Genomic DNA, 21,666 nt, shown 5'->3' on the forward strand with positions numbered 1-21,666 from the left:
TAAGGAATGGGGCCGGTGGCGCCCCCTGGCGCCACCTCGAGCAGAAAGAGGTGGATCGTGTACGCACGTTCTACAACTATCCAGGCACATCCCTCGTTCATCGACGCCGGCATCAAGCACGTCCGCGACACCGTGATGCCGGAACTCGCCGACATCGAAGGCTGCGCCGGACTGTCGCTGCTGGTCGACCGGGAATCCGGGCGCTGCATCGCCACCAGTTCGTGGATGGACGAAGATGCTCTCCGCCGGAGCGAGGGACCAGTCATGCAGCTTCGCGATCGGGCCGCCGAGGTCTTCCACGGCACCTGGCAAGTCGAGCGGTGGGACATCGAGGTCCTGCACCGCGATCATCCGTCCCACCACGGCGCGTGCGTCCGCGCTGCCTGGTTCAAGGTGGAGCCGGGCACGATGGCGCGCGCCGTCGACGTCTACAAGCTGGCGGCGTTGCCCGCGATGGGCGAGATCGACGGGTTCTGCAGCGCGAGTCTGATGGCCGACCATGCGGCCGGACGCGCGGTGTCCTCGGTGACCTTCGACAGCGTCGAGCAGATGGCAGCCAGCCGCGACCAGGCCGAGACCATCCGGAACGCAACCCTGAGTGAGGCCCGAGCCGAGGTGCTGGAGGTGTGCGAGTTCGAGCTCGCGATCGCCCACCTGCACGTGCCCGAGATGGTCTGACCGACCCGCCGGCCGGTCCGGGAGCCACGAAGTGACTCCCGGACCGCCTCCGTCCGCCCATCACGCGACCTGCAGCAACCCCTGCCGCGACAGGATCGGACGCACCCCCTCCCCGAACCAGTACGCCTCCTCGATGTGCGGCTGACCCGACAGCACGAAGTGCTCGACGCCCACCGCCGCGTACTCCTGGATCAGCGATGCCACCTCCGCGTGGCTGCCGACGAGCGCGGTACCGGCGCCGCCGCGGACCAGTCCGTATCCGGCCCACAGGCCCGGGTACACCTCGAGGTGGCGCAGATCCGCGCTCAGGCCGAGCTGACGGCGCTGACCTTCGGACTCGCTCTGAGCCAACCTGTTTCGTGCCGACTCGATCTGCGCGGGATCCATCCACTCGACCAGCTTGCGCGCCTCGGCCCACGCCTCCTCCGAAGTGTCCCGGGCGATGACGTGCGCGCGGATGCCGAAGCTCAGCGTCCGCCCGTGCAGCGCGGCGCGACGGCGGACGTCGTCGACGAGCGCGCCCACCTTCGCCGGTGGCTCGGTCCAGGTGAGGTAGGTGTCGACATGCCGGGCCGCGACGTCCAGCGCGGGCTCGCTGGCCCCGCCGAAGAAGATCCCCGGTGCCGGGGACGGCGTCGGGAACGCCACGGCGCCCTCGACCGTGTAGTGGGTGCCCACGAAGTCGAACGGCGACCCGCCCCACGCGCCGCGGATGATCTCGAGGAACTCCCCCGTCCGCTCGTAGCGCTCCGCCTTGGTGAGGAAGTCGCCGAACCGCCGCTGCTCCTCCGCGTCGCCGCCGGTGACGATGTTGAGCAGCAACCGCCCGCCGGACAACTGCTGGAAGGCCGCCGCCTGCTGCGCGGCCAGGGTCGGGGTGATCAACCCGGGCCGGAACGCGACGAGGAACTTCAGCGTGCGGGTCTCCCGGATGAGTGCCGCGGTGGTGATCCAGGCATCGGAGCACCACGTCCCGGTCGGTGTGAGCACCGCCTCGAATCCCAGCTGCTCGGCGGTCCTGGCGACCAGGGACAGGTAGTCGAGCGACGGCGGACGGAACGCGGACGCCCGGCCGGACGACCCCGCGTCGAGCGCGCCGATCACCTCCCGGCCGTCCCCGGAGGTGGGCAGATACCAGTGGAAGTGCAGGGTCATGCGGGAATCCCTTCGAGAACGCCGAGATGCGTGAGAACCGTGCTGCGCAGCTCGACCACGTGCGGGTCGGCGCGCAGCCGTGGGCGCGATGCCGACACCGCGACGTCGTGGGCGATCCGGCCGCCGTCTAGGACGAGCACACGATCCGCGAGCAGCACCGCCTCCTCCACGTCGTGGGTGACGAGCAGGACCGCGAAACCGTGCCGCTTCCACAGCCGGATCAGCAACTCGTAGGCGGTGATTCGGGTCAGTGCATCCAGCGCACCGAACGGCTCGTCCAGGAGCAGCAACTCGGGTCCACGGACGAGTGCCCGCGCCAACGACACTCGCTGCGCCTCACCGCCGGACAGCGTCAGCGGCCACGCGTCGACACGGTGCCCCAGGTTCACTTCGCCGAGGGCCTCCGTCGCGCGTTGCCTGCCGTCGGCTGCCGGCAGTCCGAGCGAGACGTTGCGGTGCACCCTCTTCCACGGCAGCAGCCGCGGTTCCTGGAATGCCACGGCTACCGAACCCTCGACGTCGATGCTGCCGTCGTGCCCGCGGTCGAGGCCCGCGATGGTGCGCAGCAGCGTCGACTTGCCGGACCCGCTGCGCCCGACGAGCGCGACGATCTCGCCGCGGCGCAGCGTCAAGTCGATGCCGTCGAGCACGACGTCGGTGCCGAACACCCGTCGCACGCCGCGGGCGGTGACGACGGCGTCACTCACACGCCCTGGTAGGTCTTGCGCCATGTCAGGAGCCTCCCTTCGAGGGCCCGCACGATCGCGTCGGTCGCGAGACCGAGGACCGCGTATACGAGCAGACCGAAGATGACGATGTCGATGCGGAAATAGATGCGGGCGTTGTTGATCAGGTAGCCGAGGCCCGCGTCTGCGTTGATCTGTTCGGCGACGATGAGCGCGAGCCACGCGACGCCGAGCGACATCCGCAGACCGGTCAGCGCCTGTGGCAGCGCACCCGGGAGGATGACGTGCAGAGCGAGCTGGAACTTGTTCAGCCCCAGTGTCTGCGCCGCCTCGACGAGCTTGCCGTCGATGCTGCGGATGCCCGCGAACAGATTCAGGTAGAGCGGGAACATCACCCCGAGCGCGACGAGGAACACCTTGGGTTGTTCACCGATCCCGAACCAGATGATGAACAGCGGGATCAGCCCGAGGAACGGCACCGTCCGCAGCATCTGGATCGGCGGATCGATCGCGAGTTCCACGATCCGGGAGAACCCGGCGAGCACACCGAGAACGACGGCGAGCGCGACACCGAGCACGACGCCGACCAGCACCCGCTGCACCGACACCGCCAGCGCGTCCTGCAGACTGCCGTCCGACCACAGCTCGCCGGCCGCCGAGATCACCTGCGCCGGCGAGGCGAGCGTCTTGTCCGACACAACCCCGGCGCTGCTGAGTGCCTGCCACAGCACCAGCAGCACCAGCGGGGAGATCAGTCGCAGTAGCGGCGTCCACGAGCGGCGCGCTTGCCCGGTCGGTTCCGGGACAGCGCTGTCCGACGAGTCGACGGTCGCGATGTCATTCGTCAGGACCGCGGTCATCTCCGGCCCTCCTCGATCTGCTGGTTGAACCGGGCGTCGAAGTACTCACCCGCGACGGCAGCCTGCTTCAGCAGGCCCGCGGCGGCGAGCAGGTCGATCAGCTTCTGCTGCTTCGCGATGCGCTGGTCGTCGATCGGCACGTAGGAGCCCTTCGACGTGTCGAACGACGCCGCGGCGACGTCCTCGGGCAACTTGGTCAGCTTCGCGAAGATCGGCACCCACGCTTCCGGGTGCGCGTCGGCCCACACCTGGGCGCGGGCCAGCCGTCGGAAGAAGTCCGCCAGCGCAGCCGACTTCGCCGGGTCCGCCAAGGCCTCCGACGCGGCCGAGAAGTAGGACTGTCCGGTGGTCACCTCGCTGCCGTCGGCGATCACCTTGGCGCCGGCAGTGTTCGTGCCGACGGTCGCGTAGGGGTTCCACACCGCCCACGCATCGACCTGTCCGGCCGTGAACGCACTCAATGCGTCTGCGGGGCTCAGGAACTGGAACTGGAAGTCCGACACCGGGAGACTCGCTTGCTCGAGCAGGCCCAGCACCAGCCCGTGTGAGCTCGAGCCCTGCGTGACCGCGACCTTCTTACCCTTCAGGTCGGCGATGGACGACGCCGTAGAGTTCGCGGGCACCAGCAGAAAGTCGTTGGCACCGGTCCGCGCCTGCACCGCGACGATCCGGCCGGAGTTCCCCGTGGCCTGGGCGAACACCGGCGGCACGTCACCGGTGCCACCTGCGTCGATCTTGTTGGCGCCCAGCGCTTCCAGCAGCGGTGGCCCCGCCTCGAACGTGGACCATTCGATCTTGTAGTCGAGGCCGTCCAGCGCCCCGGCGGCCTCGAGCAACGATTGCGTGCTCTTGACCTGGTCTCCGATTCGGAGGGTGACGTCGGAGTGCGTGCTGCCGGCAGTGCCGGACGGCTCCGTGGCGTCGGAGCTGCTGCACGCGGTCATTGCGAGGGATGCGATGACCGCGGCGGCGATCAGGGAGAAACGTGGACGCGTCGAACGACGCATGGAAACCTCCGATACGTACGTGGGGAGTGCTCAGACGATCCCGCGCGGTCGCGGACTGCGGGAGGGCAAGGAGTGACGGCCCGCCGAACTCCGGGGGCCGGCGACATCAACAGGAGCGCGGACAGATGGCACCCACGCAGCAGGCCGGAACGGCGTGCCGGGGTGCCCGGGTGTCGACGCTGATTGTCATGCCGGGAATCCTGTGTGCCGCCGACGAGATCGTCAACGGCGACGCGGCCGCCGCCCACAGCCCGAGAACGCCTGTCCAGGCGGTTCAAGAGTTCGGATCACCGAGTTCGATACCCACCACGATTGTTGTCGTCGCGAAATCGTGTCTTTGCGACAAAACAAGGAACCAGCAGGGAAAGGCTGCCTATACTCCCGCCATGCTGATCATCGGGATCATTCTGTTCGGGTTGCTCGTCGGCGTCGTCGCCCAGCTCATCATGGGCAGATCCAAGAACGGAATCGACTGGAGTCTGGCCTGCGCTGCCGGCATCGGGGGTTCGTTCGTTGGCGGCCTGGTCATCAGCCTCCTCGCCGGAGACGGCCTGGCATTGCGCCCCAGTGGGATCATCGGCTCCCTCGCCGGCGCCATCATCGTCACGGCCGCCTGGTCGTGGTGGAAGACCCGGGCAGCGTCGTCGGTCAGCTGAGACGCCGCCCATCGAGCATCCGGAACTCCGGCGGCCTTCTTCTCCGCCTCGTTCAGCAACCGCGGTCGCAGCACCTCGACGCCGTGACGCTCGAACACAGCACACAGGTTGTCGCGCTCGGCTTCCCACCGACGTTGACGCTCGGGAGAGGCATCGGCGTGATCGCGGCCGAGCATTGTCGCCGGCATGTCTCGGTCCTCCGGCGCCAGGAACGCGGTGCCGGATTCCGACAACACATCCGGTGCGCCGAACTGGGACTGTGACACGACAACCGTGTGCAAGGGGGCGAACTCGCTCCGCACCAGGACCCGACCCGGGTCATGCTCCACCGCAGAAGGATTCGTGACGTCTTCCATCGAGATCCCCTCGCATCGGACATCGAGCCCACCCGGCAACGGAGTCTGCGTCTCCGACCTGCCCCGTGCCGTACGAGCGGTCGCCGCGCCGGCGCAGCGACCGCTCGGATTCGGCGCCGAACGGGCGGTTTGCTGCGGTCGGCACTCGGACGATGCGGCACGCCAGGTGTGAGGCGGTCCCGGAACGGGTACTCGCTCCCGGACGGACCCTTCTCGCTCACCTGGAGTTGCCATGATCGTCATCATCGGCCTGATCATTCTCATCGCGGCAGTCGTCGTCGGTGTGGCAGGCGTCCTCGCCAACGGGGGCAGCGAGCATGCCCTGACCGACGACTTCTCGGTGTTCGGCTATCACGTGACCGGATCGACCGGTGCCCTGTTCCTCTACGGAATCGTCGTCGGGGCCGTCGGCCTCCTGGGGCTCGCCCTTGTGCTCACGGGGGCCCGGCGCGCCTCCAGACGAGGACGGGCCGACCGTAACGAGTTGGAGCAATCGCGCCGGAACGAGGCCGCACTCACCCAGGAACGGGACCAACTCGCCGCCACCGGAACGCAGACGACCACCGCCCGTCATGCTGCCGCGGACACCGACACCGGCACTCCCACCACCACCGGCAGTGCCGAGACCGCCGGCGAACGAAGCTGGAAACACCCCTTCGGAGGGGGACACCAGGACCCTCCCGCGTCCCCTCGCCCGGCGCACTGAGACACCGGACGGCACCGCAGAACCGGCGGTTAGGGCGGTCGACTCTCGGCCGTTGTCGCAGCAACCGCCCGTCGTCGCGGCCCTCGGCGCGGCCGGTGAGATGATGATGCCCGTGCCGATGCCCTCACCCCTGCCCGTGAAGAACGGGGTCGGACCGACGCGGCTGCGCGTCCCGACGTCGGGGCCGTGGGCGACGATCGCCGAGTACGTCGTCGGGAGGTTCGACCACCTGGACGCCGACGACCTGTACCGGCGGTTCGACGCCGCCGAGATCGTGGGCATCGACGGCCGGCCGATCGGGCGCGGCACGGTGCTGGGCGCGCACCAGTTCATCTGGTACTACCGCGATCTTCCGGTCGAGGAACCGGTGCCGTTCCACGAGGAGATCCTGTACGTCGACGACGACCTCGTCGTGATCGACAAGCCGCACTTCCTGCCCACCACCCCGGGCGGGCGGTACCTCCGGGAGTCCGCGCTCGTCCGGTTGCGGACCCGACTCGACAATCCGGACCTGACGCCGATCCATCGACTCGACCGCGCGACCGCCGGACTGGTGATGTTCTCGGCGCGCCCCGCGACACGCGGCGCCTACCAGTCGCTGTTCGAGAAGCGGCAGGTCACGAAGGTCTACGAGGCTGTATCGGCCCTACCGTCCGGATGGAACCCGGACGCACCGACGCTCGCCGGGCACGCCGTCCCCGTCGTCTACCGCAACCACATCGAGTCGCGGCGCGGCGAGCTGCGGGTCGTCGTCGACGACTCCCGTGAGCCCAACTCCGAGACGCTGGTCGAGATACGTGGTGCCGGCGTGAGCGCCTCCGGTCGTGCTGTATTGCACACGATCCTGCGCCCGCACACCGGACGGATGCACCAGCTGCGGGTACATCTGGCAGCCCTCGGCATCGGGATTCTGGGCGACAGCTGGTACCCGGACCTGTTGCCCGAAGTACCGGACGACCATTCCCTACCGCTCCAACTGCTCGCGCGGGAACTGGAATTCACCGATCCGCTGTCGGGTACTCCGCGGCGGTTCGTCACCGAGCGGACGCTGAGCGAGGCGCCCGCGTCCGGGCTGTGACACGCGGCGCCGCCTGCCACCAACCCGCCACAATCGCGATGGAACCGTTCACGTCCGGCCTGCGTCGAACCGACCACGGCCAGCGGCGCACCGCTCGACGAGCACGCCATCAGGACAAGTGTCCAAAACCGCCCTACAGGTCGGCACTGCCCACTACAGTCGCCGGGACCCACCACGGAACCTCAGGGAGAAAACGGAATGCGCAAGTCCATCGCTGCCGGCGTTGTCGCAGCAGCATCGGTCGGAATCATCCTCGGAGGCACAGGAATCGCGTCCGCAGCCTCCAAGACCATTCCCGAAGGGACCGGGATGTATTACGTGAACAAGGACATCCGACCCGGCATCTACTCCACCGAGGGTGCACTCGTCGACGGAAACCAGACCTGCACCTGGGTGCGCGGCAGCATGAAAACGCTCCGCATGGAACCGATCGCGTCCGGTAAGACCAAGGGCCCGACCACGGTGAAGATCGAAGAAACCGACGACGTGTTCATCACCTCCGGGTGCGGCGAGTGGACGCGCGACACCCAACTGGACGGCGGCTTCCTCCATTCCCTGTTCGGCTCGCTCGACGTCGGCTCCCTGGTCGACCCTCTGGTCGGGTCTCTCGAGGTCGGTTCGGCGGCAGGGTCGCTCGGTGGTTCCCTCGCCACCGGTTCCATCATCAACGGATCACTCGCGAACGACTCGACCGGTTCCTGATCGCTGGAACGCGAACAGCTCAGGCGGCCGGCTCGCAGCGCCGGCCGCCGTGAGGGGTGAGGTGGCTGAACCTGACCACGGGCGCTACCCGAACCACGGCGATTCGCCGAACGCCCGTCGACTACAGTCGCCCCGTCGCCGCGGACGAATGGTGCCGATACACCCCGGCCACGGCGGTCACCGGCGGCGGCACCCTGGTCGCAACAGCCGACACCGACTCGGTCGTCGCCCCGGGAGGCTTCCAGGTTCAGGTCAACCGGGGTTCGGAACCATCGGCGTTCCCTAGAGTTGTGTGGTTCATCCCCGCCGACAGGCGTCACCAACCCGAAGCAATCGTGAGGGAAGCGTTCACCGCCCGCCTGCGTCACACCACACAGGCTCCGCTGCGAGCCCCGGACCGGGCCGCGCCCGGTGCAGCCACTGCGGAGGCGAACGTCCGTGGCTACGACGACACCGACCACTGCTCCTTGATGAAGGCCGACGAGAACCGGATCGTCACCGAAATCGGCAAGACGCACCGGTTCGGCCCCGACCCCAGCACTCCGACTTCGAACAACTCTCCGTCAACGCAGGCACCCGCCCCGACGGCGTCCACCCGCACTGAACTGGGAACCGGACCGCCCGAGGGAACAGCACGGATGCGGCGGCGCCTTCGGGAAAACCGACGGTCTCTCGATCGAGACCCAGTTCCTCGTCTCACCACCCCGATCTCCGACGCCGAATGGCCACTCGTGCTCCAAGCCGCCCGTGACATCGCCGCGCCCCTCGGAATCACCCAGCTGAACGTACGCGTCGACAAGCCGGGCGATCACGCCGTGGTGCTCACCAGCGACGACGGCAAGATCTGGATCGGAAGCCGGGTGGCCGCCCTCATCAGGGCCGAGACCGGCTGTCGCCTGCCCGCCGAGCGAACCGACCCGACGACACCGGGAGCCACACCATGACCAGCCCCGCACCGCTCGACGACCTCTCTGCGTCCGGCGGCCGCATCACCGCACTGCCCATCACCGACACCGCTGCGCCGCGCCACCACCCCGCGCCCGAGGAAGACGACGACGCGTACTACTCCACCGGAGCCCTCGTCCGACGCGTCTGACACCCGAGCGGTGGGATGACGGCGCATATGCCGATGCCCTCTCCACAGATCCGCCGCGGCACGGCGTTGGGTGCGCACCCGGTCGTCTGGTGATTACCGCGATCTGCCGGTGGAGGACCCGGTGCGCCTGTCATCGGGTCGGTGTCATGCCGGCTCTCGCATCACACCGAAGTGGCGCACCTTCCCCGAAGAACCTGGAAGCTCTTGCACGGGCGACCAGGTACTCAGCCCATCCGTGCTGTCGGAGTACAGATACTTTCCTTCGGTGTACGCGTCGAGATAGATCCGCCAAACACCGTTCGGCAACTGGACAACGGCTGGACCCTCCACCAGCGTGCCCCAGTTTCCGGGTGGGACGAAGGAGTACGGACCGGTCACCGATGGGGCGACCGCATGCTCGATGACCTTGGTCGTCTCGTTCTTGGTGAACGCATGATATGTCGATCCGACCTTGACCACGGTGGTGTCGATGTGGTCGGCTCCGATGCCGGCGAGCGGAACAGGCAGGCTCCACTGCCGGAGCGAGGGTTCCAGCGCCGTCATCAGATACGGCACGAATCCCCCACCGGTCGACATCGACAGGATGACGTTGACGCGGTCGCCCTCGACGAACCATTCGGGCGCCCACGCCTTGGTGACGAACGGCGACAACGACGGCCCGTCGGCCGAGCCTGCGGACCCCGAGGAGCCCAAGAAGTTCGAGGAGCCCTGCAGGCTCGCCGATCCCTTGCCGTCCCCCGTCCCCGGCATGAGGGCGCAGCAGAACGGGACCGGAAGGTTGCCCATGTGCGTCCAGTTGACGCGGTCACTGCTGCGCGCGAAGCCGATACTCGCCCCGCCGCCCGTCGTGTACGTGATGTAGTACAGCCCGTCCGCGTTCCGGAAGATGCTCGGGTCACGCACGAGTCCTGACGGGGGTCGATACGCCGACGGTTGGACCAGTTGGAACTGAGACCCGTCCCCCGACTCGAACACGTCCATGTCGCTGTCGCTGGTGTTGCTGAACGCCACCATCGTGTATCGCCAACCCGACGGCGGTGCGGCCCCACTGCTCCCCGACGCCGCGACCAACACGCCTGCGACACACAGCATCACCACCCATAGGGCGGAACAGCTTCGCTTGGCGAATGTCACCTCTGCAGCATCCACGACGGCAGGCGCACCACGCCCAGCTTCGGCCACAGGCCTTAGCAGATCGTTACCGACGACGTGGCGACGCCGCACTGCCGTACACGAGTGAGGGGCCACGTCGACGACTCCCACGAACCCGACTCCGAGACGCTGATCGAAGTGAGTGACATCGGCGAGAGCGTCTCGGGACATGCTGCGCTGCACACGATCCTGCGCCGCGCACCGGACGAATGCACCAGCTTCGTCGCCGTGACGTCACACCCGTGAGCGGAGGTCCGTGGCGAGTTGTGTGACGGTTTCGGCCGCGCAGGCGCGGTTGTCGCCGACTCCGCCGGACGCACCTCGCTTGGCCCAGCCGACGACGTACAGCCCCTCGAGCGGATCGCCCGTCTCGTGGGAGATCACCTGTCCGCGACGGTTGGGCACGACACCCCGGGCGCCCAGCGGAACGCCGTCGATCGGCTTGGTGGTGAATCCGGTGGCGCAGATCGCGGAATTGGCATGGAGGGTCCGACCGCTGGTCGTGGTGACCGCGACGGCACCGAGTCCGGTCTTCGCGAGGTCGGCCACCTCCTGTCCGAACGACAGGACGATGCGCAGCGGGCCCGCGGCCCCGGTCGGCGAGGGGTGCACGTCGCCGACATCGGTGGAGGGCAGGTGCGACAACGCGCGCAGCAGCGGGCTGTCCGCGGCGACGCACGGTGCGCTGCCTGCTCGGTCGATCAGCACCTCGGTGTGCTCGAGGTCGAGAAGCTCGTAGAACGCCGACGGAGTGAAGGCGGCGCCGTCCGGGGCCGACCGCGACAGGATCACCAGTTCTCGGAGCTGTTCGCTCGCGGCCGCCCGGTGACGGGTCCTCGCGACCCACCGGACCACGTCGCAGGCGACGTTGCCCGCTCCGATCACGACGCATCCGGGTCCGGCAGGTGCGGGCGGCGGGAATGTGCCGCAGTTCTCGGCAACCAGAATGTCGATGGCCTGGTGGATCTCGTCACCGGCACCGGAGGAGCCGATCCGACGCGGCTGCGAGGCTCCGCAGGCGAGGATCACGGCATCGAACCCCCGCCGAAGCTCTCCGATCGAGATATCCACGCCGACTTCGGTTCCGGGAACGATCGTGACGCGGTCGTCACCGAAGGGCACATCGAAGAGTCGGATCATCTCGCGCACACCGACGTGGTCCGGGGACACACCCCGGCGCAACAGGCCCCCGATCGTGTCGTACTGCTCGTAGACGGTGACGCGGATCGACGACGATCGCTGCAGGAGTTCGCGAACCGTGTACATCGCGGCAGCCCCCGACCCCACGATGGCGATCTCGAGTCGGTCACTCGGGCCGGCCAGTGGCAGCTCGAAGACGGCTCGTGGTCGGGAGCGCGGCGCCGCGGGGGCCTGCACGAAGAACTCCCTGTTGCGGGTGGCGTACGGGAGTTCGGTCGAGGTCAACGCATGCTCGGGTTTGATCGCCACGGCCGGGCAGGCCTCGACGCAGGCAGTGCAGTCGATACACGAGTCGGGGTCGATGTAGAGCGTCTCGGTGGACGCGAAGCCGTCCTCCCCGGGCGTGGGATGGATGCAGTTCTGTGGGCACACCCGCACACACGAGGCGTCCTTGCAGCAATGTCCCAGGATGACGTGGGCCACGACAACTCCTAGTCAGAGAAGGTTCGACTTTCGGTAGATCCATCGAGCGCCGGAATTCAGCAGCCCTTCTCTGCTCAGGAATTCGATGAACGGCTCCGCAGCCCTCCGGAACATCATCCGATGGTGTTCGTTCCCATCGATGTTCGCCTTCACGACATCCCAGTCGAGGCCGAGATCGTCGTACACCCGGCGATTGATCAGGCTCCTCGCGATCAGGTGCATTCCTGCCGCGATGATCATGGTGCTGACGAACCGGCGGAAGCGGGAGCGTCCGACCAATCGATCGCGGATCTTCCGACGCGCGAACGCCATGTGCCGGGACTCTTCGACGACGTGAATGTAGGCCGACCGGCGGATGGGTGCCGCGACGTCGTCACTGTTCATCCAGTCACGCTGCATGACGTCGAAGATCTCCTCGCCGGCGAGGACGATTCCGTACGCGACTTCGTCCCACGCGATGTGGCGGAACAGCCAACCGAAGAAGTCCAGCATCCGGTCGCGCGGATAGAAGTGGGATCCGATGCTCTCGATGGCGTTGGCGAACATCAACGAGTGCAGGTTCTCGTCGGCGCATTCGTTGAAGAGGAATTTGATATCCGGGCGACCCGGATCCGCGCTGTGGCTCGCCCTCAGCAGAGCCACCTGCAAACCCACCTCGAGCCAGATGCCGATGCCCAGGAACTGCGCGACCTCGCTCCTGGTGAGCCGGACGCGCGCCTCCTCGGACAGGCCGTCCCACAGCGGGGTTCCGTAGAGCGGTGACCACTGCGGCGTCATACCGTGGCGTTCGTCGTCGCCAGGTTCGGGTCGGTAGACGAGCGGACTCCTCGAATCGAACGACAGTCGCTTGGCAGATTCCAACAGGGTCTCGAAGATCGCGTCGCTCTCGGAACCTGCCATCGTGTCCGACTCCTCCGATCACTGTGCCGGTGTGGACACGGGGGTTCCCGCCCTTCCACTCGTACGGGCATGGAAACACAGGTTCGGCGAGCTGTCGCGACGAAGCGGTGCCTCGAACACCGACGGCGCTTCACCGTCGATACCCGCAGGCCGAGCGTAACCCGGATCACACCTGTCGACGGTGTGCGTGGCCGACGCAGAGGACAGAACCGCAGGGCTCCGGACGAAATGTCCGAACCTCTGTGGGTTCTGCTGCGCACCGTTGGCACGTTTGAACACCGCTGGAAAAACCCTCCACAGAAGCGGATTCGGGCGTCGCACTCGTTGGCCGGCATCGGTGCTCGTTGGCGCTACTGCGGACGCACTGTGGACAAACCCTCCAACGGTAATGACGGCTGCCGCGTTGGGGTGCATCACCAACCGCTCGGCGATCTCTGCCGCCGTGAGTGCCGGACGGAGAGTCTCATTCTGCGTGGGTCATTTGACCTTGGCGAGTCCATGCCACCCCTAGTCGACACCCGCACTGCCCGCCACGCCTCGAAGACAGGTGGCTCTCCGGCCGATCGGAACATCCCTCACAAATGGGGCCCCTTCCCCCTCGGGTGCCGGGCCCGCTCCGTCTTGCGGTACAGGCCGTCTCGGTGCACGGCAGAACTGGCGCCCATTCTCTCGACGGTAGAGACTGCCGATCCACCGGGTGTAACTTGCGCCACATAAGGCCTGGCCGCTAGCTTCTTTGGGCATCCGGCAGTCCCGCCGTGCAGCCACTTTCGCTTGAAGGAGTTAGCTATGGGTCCGTTCTCCGAGTTCACGCTGATCGATCACGTTGCCGGCAGTGTCAGCTGGGCTTTCGGAAGTCTCGTCATGCTCGGCCTTGCCCGTGTACTGAGCACCGCCAGCTGACCTACACGCGGACCCTCACCCTGGGTGAATACACATTCAACCACCACCCCACTACCGAAACACGGCAAGCCCCCAACCATCGCGTGGATGGCGGGGGCTTCATCGGGTCTGGTGGCTGAATGTCCGCGAGAAAACAACGCACACAACGGAATTCGCAGGATCCGACGGTCCTGAATGGTTGACGTCACCCGTGTCTGTGCTCCCTTGCTGCAGACACGGGTACGCGCTTCGCCTCCTCAGTGTTGCACGTAAAACGTGGCCGGGCGGTGCGTCCACTGGAGGGGCATCGCCCGCCACCCCGCGAGTTCCCCGCCGCCACCGGCGAAGATGAGCTTGCCGTCGGAATCGACCATCTGCGTCATGGCCCAGTGGACGTGGTCGTAGTGCTGGGCGAAGGTGTCGGTATCGAAGGAGAGCGGTCAGGCCCGCAAGCCCAAGTTCGGGCCGCGGACGCCGCTCGTCGACCACCGGTGGCACCAAGCCTGAGCGCCCACTCCTCGCCCCGATCGGCGGGAACCCTCGGGAGCGGAAGGATTGGGCACTCAGGCCGACGACCCCAGCCCCCGAGCTTGGTGAAATCGGGGTAGTTGGCGATCTCCCAGCCGCCGTCGACCATGAGGCTGGTCCCGGTGATGTAGCCGGCGTCGTCGCTGGCCAGCTGTGGCCGGATGTGAATGACAGAACCCGCAGGGCTGCGGAAGAACTGATCCGAGCCTCTGCGGGTTCTACTGCGGACGTACTGCGGACGGAGCCCTGAAAAAGCCAGACCCCCTAGACGTTGAAGCGGAACTCCACGACGTCGCCGTCCTGCATGACGTAGTCCTTACCTTCCATGCGCACCTTGCCGGCGGCCTTGGCGGCGTTCATGGATCCGGCTTCGACGAGGTCGTCGAAGGAGACGATCTCGGCCTTGATGAAGCCGCGCTCGAAGTCGGTGTGGATGACGCCGGCGGCCTGCGGGGCGGTGTCGCCCTTGTGGATGGTCCAGGCGCGCGCTTCCTTGGGACCGGCGGTGAGGTAGGTCTGCAGGCCGAGGGTGTGGAAGCCGGTGCGGGCGAGGGCGTGCAGGCCGGGCTCGGACTGGCCGATGGAGTCCAGCATCTCCTGGCGGTCTTCCTCGTCCAGCTCGAGCAGCTCCTGCTCCACCTTGGCGTCGAGGAACACGGCGTCGGCGGGCGCGACGGAGGCACGCAGCTCGGCGACCTTGGCCTCGTCGGTGAGGACGGCCTCGTCGGCGTTGAAGACGTACAGGAACGGCTTGGTGGTGAGCAGGCTCAGCTCACGCAGCAGCGAGAAGTCCAGCTTGTCCTTGACGCTGAACAGCGTCTTGCCCTCGTCGAGGAACGCCTGAGCCTTGAGTGCCTCGTCGTGCTGCGCCTTCAGTTCCTTGTTCTTGCGCGCTTCCTTGTCCAGACGCGGGAGCGCCTTCTCCAAGGTCTGCATGTCGGCGATGACGAGCTCGGTCTCGATCACCTCGATGTCCGACGCCGGATCGACGCGACCGTCGACGTGGACGACGTCGTCGTCGGCGAACACGCGGACCACCTGGCAGATGGCGTCGGCCTCACGGATGTTGGCGAGGAACTTGTTGCCCAGGCCCGCGCCTTCGGAGGCACCCTTGACGATGCCGGCGATGTCGACGAACGACACGGTGGCGGGGAGGATGCGCTCGGAACCGAAGATCTCGGCCAGCTTCTTCAGCCGCTCGTCCGGCAGCTCGACCAGGCCGACGTTGGGCTCGATGGTGGCGAACGGGTAGTTCGCGGCCAGCACGTCGTTGTTGGTCAGCGCGTTGAAAAGGGTCGACTTGCCGACGTTGGGAAGTCCGACGATTCCGAGGGTAAGGCTCACGGTATAGGGATTCTACGGCGTCCCGGCGCCGCAGCGGTGGTCGGCCGCACTACGGCCGACCACCGGGCGGGTCAGTAGCTGTACGAGTAGCCGGAGCTGACCTCGTTCGCGGTGGCCGCGATCACGATGATGATGAAGATCACGTACAGCACGACGAGCCCCGCGGCGATGCACAGTGCGATCTTGCCGAGCGCTTTGACGCGGTCCGACGCGTACTGCGCGCCCTGGTAGTCGCCCATCGCCCACTTCGGGAAGATGTCGTGCAGATGACCGAACGCCGAGAACGCGACCGGCCAGAAGAAGATGATCGCGGCGACCGCCCAACCGGCGTTCGACGGCGGCAGCGGCGGGACGCCGTACTGGGCGGGGGCGGGCTGGTACTGCGGCGCGGACGGGTACGGCTGCTGCGGGTAGCCGGGTGCACCGTACGGGTCTTGCGGGCCGGGGTTGTAGGTCGGCTCGGACATGGGATCCCCCTGGGTCTGACGACGGTGTGTCGGCAGAGACCGTAACCGAAACCGACGAGTCGGTCAGTGGCCAGGTTTGCGGGCCACGGTGACGGCCCAACCCGCTTTGTCGCGCCACGGCCGCAGGTCCCACGTCGCGAAGCGGTGCTCCCGGACGAGGCCGATGGCAGCGAGGTCTGCGTCGAACTCGTCCACCGTGTACTCGTAGTCGGTCGCGAACCCGGTCACGAGGACACCGCCGGGCACCAGGTGGTCCGCGAGTCGCTGCAGCACCCGGCGCTCGGTGCCGCGGGCGACGAAGATCAGCACGTTGCCGGCCGCGACGACGGCGTCGAACCGCTCCCCCGGCAGGTCGAGCGTCGCCAGATCGGCCTCGTGGACTGTCAGTGCGCTGTTCTTCCGCGCCTCCGCCACCAGGATCGGGTCCAGATCGACGGCCGTTACCCGATGTCCCCGGCGTGCCAGTTCCGCGCCGAGTCGCCCTGTGCCGCAACCGGCGTCGAGCACGCGCGCGCTCCGCGGCAGCATCGCGTCGACGGCGCGGGCCTCGCCGTGCAGGTCCGTGCCGTCGGCTTCGAGCTGTGCGAAGCGCTCGATGTACTGACGGGAGTCGGATGCGGATCGTTCACGCTGCCAGCGGGTGTCGGCCATGGCCACGAGCCTATTGCGTGCGGTCGGGACCCTGTGAGCGCCCTCCCCGGCGACGCACAGGAGGACGCACAGAGGGTGGCGTGGGCGGCGATTCAGTGAATCCACTGCCCACGCCACCCTCCGGGTGAGTTGAACCTGCCCCTACTGCCTTCCGGGGTCACCGGGCTTCGCGGGGAGCGGGTCCACCAGGACGGGGTCGCCCTGGACGATCTCGGCGAGCTCGGCGTCGATGTCGTCACCGGTCGCCTCGGCCCGCCGCTGGTCGTCGGCGCTGAAGGTGCGCAGCGCGACCTCCTTGATGAACAGGACCGCCGCGAGGCTGAGCAGCGAGACGATGCCGGAGATCAGGAAGATCCGCGCGGTCGCGTCACCGTAGGAGCCGCGGACGATGTCCGCAATGGGACCGGGCAGCTCGTTGAGGTTCGACAGCCCCGCCCCGGACCCACCACCCCCGCCGACGTCGATACCGACCGCCGCCAGGCCCTTCGCGGTGAGGTCGGCGACGTGGCTCGACAGCACCGCGCCGAGAACGGAGACACCGGCTGCACCACCGAGCGAGCGGAAGAAACCGACCGTCGAGCTGGCCGAACCGAGATCCTCCGGACTCACGGTGTTCTGCACCGCCAGCACCAGATTCTGCATCGTCATACCCATGCCGATACCGAGGACGAACAGGAAGCTGCCGAGCAGCACCATGTTGGTCTGGTGGTCGATCGTCGAGAGCAGGAAGAAGCCGACCGTCATCATGATCGAGCCACCGACGATGAAGCCCTTCCAGCGGCCGAACTTGGTGATGAGCGAGCCCGAGACCGCGGACGAGACCATCGAACCGATGACCATCGGCAGCGTCAGCAGCCCGGCCGCTGTCGGCGAGTAGCCGCGCGCGATCTGGAAGTACTGGCCCAGGAACACCGCGCCACCGAAGAGGGCGATGCCGACCGCGACGCTCGCGAGGGTCGCGAGTGCGGTGGTGCGGTCCCGGAACAGCCGCAGCGGGATGATCGGGTCCTTCGCCCTGGATTCGACGAAGATCGCCAGTCCGAGCAGCACCACGCCGAGCGCGACGAGCCCGTACGAGACTCCCGACGCCCAGTCGAAGTTCTTGCCTGCCAAGGTCACCCAGATCAGCAGGGTGCTCACACCGGATGCGATCAGCAGTGCACCGAAGTAGTCGATGCTGACGTTCTTGCGAACCACGGGCAGGTTGAGGGTGCGCTGGACGAAGACCAGCGCGATCACCGCGAGCGGCACGCCGACGAAGAACGTCCAGCGCCAGCCCAGCCAACTGGTGTCCACGATGACGCCACCGATCAGCGGCCCGGCGACGGTCGCGACGGACATCACGGCAGCGATCGGGCCCTGGTAGCGGCCACGCTCACGCGGGCTGAACATGCTCGCGATCACGATGACGACCAGCGCCTGGAGACCACCGAGTCCGATGCCCTGGATCACACGGAATCCGATGAGCATGCCCACGGACTGCGACAGGCCGGCCAGCACCGATCCGATCGTGAAGATCACGATCGACAGCTGGACCAGGAGCTTCTTACTGACCAGGTCGGAGAACTTGCCCCAGATCGGGGTGGTGGCGGTGGACGCCAGCAGCGTCGCGGTGACCACCCACGTGTACTGGTCCTGCGTGCCGTGCAGATCGGTGATGATGGTCGGCAACGCGTTCGAGACGATCGTCGACGACAGGAAGGCGACGAACATGCCGAGCAGCAGACCCACGAGAGCCTGAATGCGCTGCGCGTGGGTCATCGGTGAATCGGTCGACGGATCGAGTGTCCCGGTATCCCGGGTAGCGGATGTGCTCATGCGGAAACCTCACGAGTTCTTCGAGTTTCCCCGAAAACAGTTGCACAAAAAGTGAATTGAAAAGTCTGACGTCACGACGTCGAGGTCGCGTCCCGCACCGACAGACGCAAGCGCGCGAGCCCGTCCACGAGCTGTTGCGCTTCCCCGTCCGACCAGTCCGAGATCGAGGCCAGCAACCACGCCCTCTGCCGGTCGCGGTGCCGACGGAGAACCGCTTCCCCCTCGTCGGTCAACGCGGGCAGGGTGGCCCGGCGATCGGCGGGATCGGGAACTCGCATCAGGTAGCCGAGTTCCTCCGCGTGGGCGATGTGCCGACTCAACGTGGAGGGAGTGATTCGCATTCGCTCGGCGAGAACGTTGCAGCGTCGCCCCTGACCGGCGGCGACGTGCGACAGCACCGCCCCCATCGGTTCGGTGAGCATGTCGCCACCGGACTCGCGAGCGAGCACGGCAGAGACGTCACGACCGCGGCGCACGATGTCACGCAGGTTGTCGAGCAGCGCATCGGCGGTATCCGTCGCGACCATGACCCCTCCCAATTAGTTGAGTAGTACAACTATAGGGGGCGATGGTTGCGTCTCGCAACTAAATATTCGACCAGCTGCTCAGTCGGAGCAGTCGCCGAGCCGATGCAGCAGCGTCGTGAGCTGACGAACATCCGCGGGATCCCACCTCGACAGCCGTTCACGCCACCGCGCGATCACCACCTCACGCAGGGCGGTGAGCTGACCGCGCCCGGTTTCGGTGAGCGCGACCAGGCGCGCGCGGGCATCCTGCGGATCCGGTCGACGCTCGACCAGACCGAGACGCACCAAGGCGTCGATCTGACGGGTCATCGTCGACTTCTCCACGCCGAGCTCGGCGACCAGATCCGACATCGGAACCGCATCGGTGCGGATGAGGATCATGAGGAGCGCGTAGCAGGCCGGATCGAGCTTGGGATGGATCGCGCGTGCCCGCTCGCGGGATTGGATCCGCCCACGCCGCCACATGTCGACCAGCTCGGCCTCCAGCTCGGTGATCGGATCCGTGCTCATGTTCGTGGGCGTCCCTTCGTATGACCGGAGCCGGTGGACACACCGACCGCAACGCCCGACAGGGTACGGCCCGCGTCCACCGCCTACCATCGCCGCATGGTTCGTTGGTCGATCGTCGTCAGTGTCTGGATACTCGGGGCGGCAGCCGCCGTCGCGACCGGAGTCTTCTCGCCGTGGTGGCTCCTCGCCACGATTCCGCTGGTTGCGCTCGCCCTCGTCGGAACGTGGGATCTGTTGCAGCGGCGCCACAATGTGCTGCGCAACTACCCGATCCTCGGCCACATGCGCTTCCTCATGGAACACATCCGACCCGAGATTCAGCAGTACTTCGTCGAAACATCAACCGGTGGAACACCGTTCGATCGCGAGACGCGAGATCTGGTGTACCAGCGCGCGAAGGGCACGCTGGACGAGGAGCCGTTCGGCACCGAACGGGACGTGCACGCGATCGGCTACGAGTTCATGACCCACTCGCTGCGCGCCCGGCCCGCGCCCGAAGCGACGCCCACGGTGCGCATCGGCGGGCCCGACTGCAGCCGCCCGTACGACATCGCGCTGCTCAACGTTTCGGCGATGAGCTTCGGGTCGCTGTCGGCGAACGCGATCGAGGCACTCAACGCCGGCGCGGCGCGCGGGGGGTTCGCGCACGACACCGGCGAAGGCAGCATCAGCCGGTACCACCGCAGGCACGGCGGCGACCTGATCTGGGAGATCGCGTCCGGCTACTTCGGCTGCCGCACCCCCGAGGGCCGATTCGATCCCGAACAGTTCGCCGCCAAGGCCGCCGACGACCAGGTGAAGGCGATCTCGATCAAGCTCTCGCAGGGCGCCAAGCCCGGACTCGGCGGTGTCCTGCCCGGCACCAAGGTGACCGCCGAGGTCTCCGAGGCCCGCGGCGTCCCGATCGGGCACACGGTGATCTCACCGCCCGCGCATCGCGAGTTCGGCACACCGCACGAGTTGATCGACTTCGTCGTCCGTCTGCGCACGCTGTCCGGCGGCAAGCCCGTCGGCTTCAAACTCTGTGTGGGGTCCCGCGTCGAGTTCCTCGCGATCTGCAAGGCGATGCTCGCACGCGGCGTCACCCCGGACTTCGTGATCGTCGACGGCGCGGAGGGCGGTACCGGCGCCGGCCCCGTCGAATTCGAGGACAACATGGGCATGCCGCTCACCGAGGGGTTGATGCTGGTGCACAACGCTCTCGTCGGCGTCGGCCTGCGCGACCGCATCCGGATCGGCGCCTCGGGGAAGGTCGCCAGCGGATCCGACATCGTCAAGCGCATCATCCAGGGCGCGGACTTCACCCTGTCCGCACGCGCGATGATGTTCGCGGTCGGATGCATCCAGGCACAGGCCTGCCACACCAACCACTGTCCGGTCGGTGTCGCCACGCAGGACCCGGCCCGGGCGCGGGCCCTCGACGTGCCCGACAAGACGGCGCGGGTGTATCGGTTCCAGAAGGCCACCGTCGCGAGCGCCAAGCAGATGGTCGCGTCGATGGGACTCGACAGCTTCGACGAACTGCATCCGTCGATGCTGCACCGCCGGGTCGACGGCGTCACCACCCGCACGTACGCCGAACTCTACGACTGGCTGGAACCGAAGGAACTCCTCGACCACGCGCGCGGATCCTGGCGGCGCGACTGGCGCGCCGCCGACCCGTCCCGCTTCTGACCGGCGGACCTACGGGCAGGCCGGCCGGACGATCTGCAGGATCCGCGCAGCCTGGTCCTCGGTCGGGACGGTGCCGTCGTTGGTCGCGACCTCGGTGACCTTGTCGGTCAGCTCCTGATCGCTGGCGCCGGCGTCGATGGCGGTGCACGTCTCCTTGACGATCGACTCGATCGACTCGTCGTCGCGGTCGCTCGACAGGTTCGGGTACGCCGTCCGGAACGCCGCGGTGAATGCCGTCAGCTTGGCGTTGTCCCACGCCCCGCCGATACCGGACACCGCGCTCGACGCCGTCGCCTCGATGCTCGAACGCAGCGCCTCTCCGGGACCGGTCTCGTCGGTGGCCTCCGGCGTGGACGTGACCGCGGAACTGATCCGCTCCTTGGTCTCCTCGGACGTCCCGCTGTCGTCGGTACATGCTCCGAGCGTCAGCACGACCGCAGTTGCTGTGACGATCGTGGCGGCGAACTTCCCGTTGATTCTCGTCATGCGCCGGATCCTACGGACGGTGTCAGCCACCCTTGTCCGCTTTCACCGGGTCGTGACCGGATCGAATTGCTCGCGCCGATTCGAGGAGGAATGCGTAGATTCGACGACGACCGTCGTCACCCTG

Annotated in this window: 24 protein-coding genes; 9 read left to right on the forward strand and 15 right to left on the reverse strand. The window is 67.3% G+C overall.

Annotated elements, in window-relative coordinates; translation table 11 throughout:
- Window positions 1–6: 6 nt before the first annotated feature.
- Window positions 7–678 carry a hypothetical protein gene (locus AC1RIF_RS00885; RefSeq protein WP_492599491.1) on the forward strand — a complete coding sequence of 224 codons (672 nt, stop codon included), beginning with the start codon at window positions 7–9 and terminating at the stop codon, window positions 676–678.
- 60 nt (window positions 679–738) lie between these two features.
- Here the strand turns inward: AC1RIF_RS00885 and AC1RIF_RS00890 are convergent, their stop codons facing one another.
- The 4 genes from AC1RIF_RS00890 to AC1RIF_RS00905 are packed head-to-tail and all read right to left on the reverse strand — an operon-like array spanning window position 739 to window position 4,386.
- Entirely contained in the window at window positions 739–1,833 is a 1,095-nt protein-coding gene (locus AC1RIF_RS00890) for an LLM class flavin-dependent oxidoreductase (protein ID WP_492599492.1), read from the reverse strand.
- Window positions 1,830–2,564, reverse strand: coding sequence for an ABC transporter ATP-binding protein (locus tag AC1RIF_RS00895; RefSeq protein ID WP_492599493.1), 735 nt, complete (start codon window positions 2,562–2,564; stop codon window positions 1,830–1,832). The genes AC1RIF_RS00890 and AC1RIF_RS00895 overlap by 4 nt, the downstream gene beginning before the upstream one ends.
- Entirely contained in the window at window positions 2,537–3,379 is an 843-nt protein-coding gene (locus AC1RIF_RS00900; RefSeq protein WP_492599494.1) for an ABC transporter permease, read from the reverse strand. Before AC1RIF_RS00900 ends, AC1RIF_RS00895 begins: the two co-directional genes overlap by 28 nt.
- Window positions 3,376–4,386 (reverse strand): ABC transporter substrate-binding protein, encoded by a 1,011-nt coding sequence (locus AC1RIF_RS00905; RefSeq protein ID WP_492599495.1) that lies wholly within the window; start codon window positions 4,384–4,386, stop codon window positions 3,376–3,378. The genes AC1RIF_RS00900 and AC1RIF_RS00905 overlap by 4 nt, the downstream gene beginning before the upstream one ends.
- Window positions 4,387–4,772: 386 nt before the next feature.
- On the opposite strand from AC1RIF_RS00905, the gene AC1RIF_RS00910 reads away from it, so the two are divergent.
- From AC1RIF_RS00910 to AC1RIF_RS00935, 6 genes are all read left to right on the forward strand, one after another.
- Window positions 4,773–5,042, forward strand: coding sequence for a GlsB/YeaQ/YmgE family stress response membrane protein (locus tag AC1RIF_RS00910; protein ID WP_492600105.1), 270 nt, complete (start codon window positions 4,773–4,775; stop codon window positions 5,040–5,042).
- A gap of 588 nt (window positions 5,043–5,630) precedes the next feature.
- Complete coding sequence (locus AC1RIF_RS00915; RefSeq protein ID WP_492599496.1) at window positions 5,631–6,104, forward strand: hypothetical protein; 474 nt, start codon at window positions 5,631–5,633, stop codon at window positions 6,102–6,104.
- A gap of 100 nt (window positions 6,105–6,204) precedes the next feature.
- Window positions 6,205–7,182, forward strand: a complete 978-nt coding sequence (locus AC1RIF_RS00920; protein ID WP_492600106.1) for a pseudouridine synthase — start codon at window positions 6,205–6,207, stop codon at window positions 7,180–7,182.
- A 198-nt stretch (window positions 7,183–7,380) separates the two neighbouring features.
- Window positions 7,381–7,884, forward strand: coding sequence for an Rv1352/Rv1906c domain-containing protein (locus AC1RIF_RS00925; protein ID WP_492599497.1), 504 nt, complete (start codon window positions 7,381–7,383; stop codon window positions 7,882–7,884).
- Between the two features lie 335 nt (window positions 7,885–8,219).
- On the forward strand, window positions 8,220–8,828 hold the full coding sequence (locus AC1RIF_RS00930; RefSeq protein ID WP_492599498.1) for an LppA family lipoprotein: 609 nt from the start codon (window positions 8,220–8,222) through the stop codon (window positions 8,826–8,828).
- Window positions 8,825–8,980: a hypothetical protein gene (locus tag AC1RIF_RS00935; RefSeq protein ID WP_492599499.1), complete on the forward strand. Its 156-nt coding sequence runs from the start codon at window positions 8,825–8,827 to the stop codon at window positions 8,978–8,980. The genes AC1RIF_RS00930 and AC1RIF_RS00935 overlap by 4 nt, the downstream gene beginning before the upstream one ends.
- A gap of 144 nt (window positions 8,981–9,124) precedes the next feature.
- Here AC1RIF_RS00935 and AC1RIF_RS00940 read toward each other — a convergent pair whose 3' ends face one another.
- The gene (locus AC1RIF_RS00940; protein WP_492600107.1) at window positions 9,125–10,072 is read right to left on the reverse strand and encodes a glycoside hydrolase family protein; all 948 of its coding nucleotides are present in this window, start codon (window positions 10,070–10,072) and stop codon (window positions 9,125–9,127) included.
- 144 nt (window positions 10,073–10,216) lie between these two features.
- Here AC1RIF_RS00940 and AC1RIF_RS00945 point away from each other — a divergent pair, with 144 nt between their 5' ends.
- On the forward strand, window positions 10,217–10,378 hold the full coding sequence (locus AC1RIF_RS00945) for a hypothetical protein (RefSeq protein ID WP_492599500.1): 162 nt from the start codon (window positions 10,217–10,219) through the stop codon (window positions 10,376–10,378).
- On the opposite strand, the gene AC1RIF_RS00950 is transcribed toward AC1RIF_RS00945, so the two are convergent.
- The 9 genes from AC1RIF_RS00950 to AC1RIF_RS00990 form a co-directional block, all read right to left on the reverse strand.
- Window positions 10,367–11,755, reverse strand: coding sequence for an FAD-dependent oxidoreductase (locus AC1RIF_RS00950; protein WP_492599501.1), 1,389 nt, complete (start codon window positions 11,753–11,755; stop codon window positions 10,367–10,369). The genes AC1RIF_RS00945 and AC1RIF_RS00950 overlap by 12 nt on opposite strands.
- A 12-nt stretch (window positions 11,756–11,767) precedes the next feature.
- The gene (locus AC1RIF_RS00955) at window positions 11,768–12,655 is read right to left on the reverse strand and encodes an AurF N-oxygenase family protein (RefSeq protein WP_492599502.1); all 888 of its coding nucleotides are present in this window, start codon (window positions 12,653–12,655) and stop codon (window positions 11,768–11,770) included.
- A 1,139-nt stretch (window positions 12,656–13,794) separates the two neighbouring features.
- Entirely contained in the window at window positions 13,795–13,920 is a 126-nt protein-coding gene (locus AC1RIF_RS00960) for a hypothetical protein (RefSeq protein ID WP_492599503.1), read from the reverse strand.
- A 409-nt stretch (window positions 13,921–14,329) separates the two neighbouring features.
- Entirely contained in the window at window positions 14,330–15,409 is a 1,080-nt protein-coding gene (gene ychF / locus AC1RIF_RS00965; protein ID WP_492599504.1) for a redox-regulated ATPase YchF, read from the reverse strand.
- A 71-nt stretch (window positions 15,410–15,480) separates the two neighbouring features.
- A complete protein-coding gene (locus tag AC1RIF_RS00970) occupies window positions 15,481–15,876 on the reverse strand; it encodes a CD225/dispanin family protein (RefSeq protein WP_492599505.1) in 396 nt (131 codons plus the stop codon).
- A gap of 63 nt (window positions 15,877–15,939) precedes the next feature.
- The gene (locus AC1RIF_RS00975; RefSeq protein WP_492599506.1) at window positions 15,940–16,527 is read right to left on the reverse strand and encodes a class I SAM-dependent methyltransferase; all 588 of its coding nucleotides are present in this window, start codon (window positions 16,525–16,527) and stop codon (window positions 15,940–15,942) included.
- A 141-nt stretch (window positions 16,528–16,668) separates the two neighbouring features.
- Complete coding sequence (locus AC1RIF_RS00980; RefSeq protein ID WP_492600108.1) at window positions 16,669–18,288, reverse strand: MDR family MFS transporter; 1,620 nt, start codon at window positions 18,286–18,288, stop codon at window positions 16,669–16,671.
- Between the two features lie 128 nt (window positions 18,289–18,416).
- Window positions 18,417–18,872, reverse strand: a complete 456-nt coding sequence (locus AC1RIF_RS00985; RefSeq protein WP_492599507.1) for a MarR family winged helix-turn-helix transcriptional regulator — start codon at window positions 18,870–18,872, stop codon at window positions 18,417–18,419.
- A 78-nt stretch (window positions 18,873–18,950) separates the two neighbouring features.
- Window positions 18,951–19,382: a MarR family winged helix-turn-helix transcriptional regulator gene (locus AC1RIF_RS00990; protein WP_492599508.1), complete on the reverse strand. Its 432-nt coding sequence runs from the start codon at window positions 19,380–19,382 to the stop codon at window positions 18,951–18,953.
- Between the two features lie 96 nt (window positions 19,383–19,478).
- Between AC1RIF_RS00990 and AC1RIF_RS00995 the strand changes: the two genes are divergently transcribed.
- Window positions 19,479–21,056 carry an FMN-binding glutamate synthase family protein gene (locus AC1RIF_RS00995; protein WP_492599509.1) on the forward strand — a complete coding sequence of 526 codons (1,578 nt, stop codon included), beginning with the start codon at window positions 19,479–19,481 and terminating at the stop codon, window positions 21,054–21,056.
- Between the two features lie 9 nt (window positions 21,057–21,065).
- Here AC1RIF_RS00995 and AC1RIF_RS01000 read toward each other — a convergent pair whose 3' ends face one another.
- Window positions 21,066–21,542 (reverse strand): hypothetical protein, encoded by a 477-nt coding sequence (locus AC1RIF_RS01000; protein WP_492599510.1) that lies wholly within the window; start codon window positions 21,540–21,542, stop codon window positions 21,066–21,068.
- Window positions 21,543–21,666: the final 124 nt, after the last annotated feature.

The sequence above is a fragment of the Prescottella sp. GW823-FHT02E09 genome, assembly GCF_058797375.1.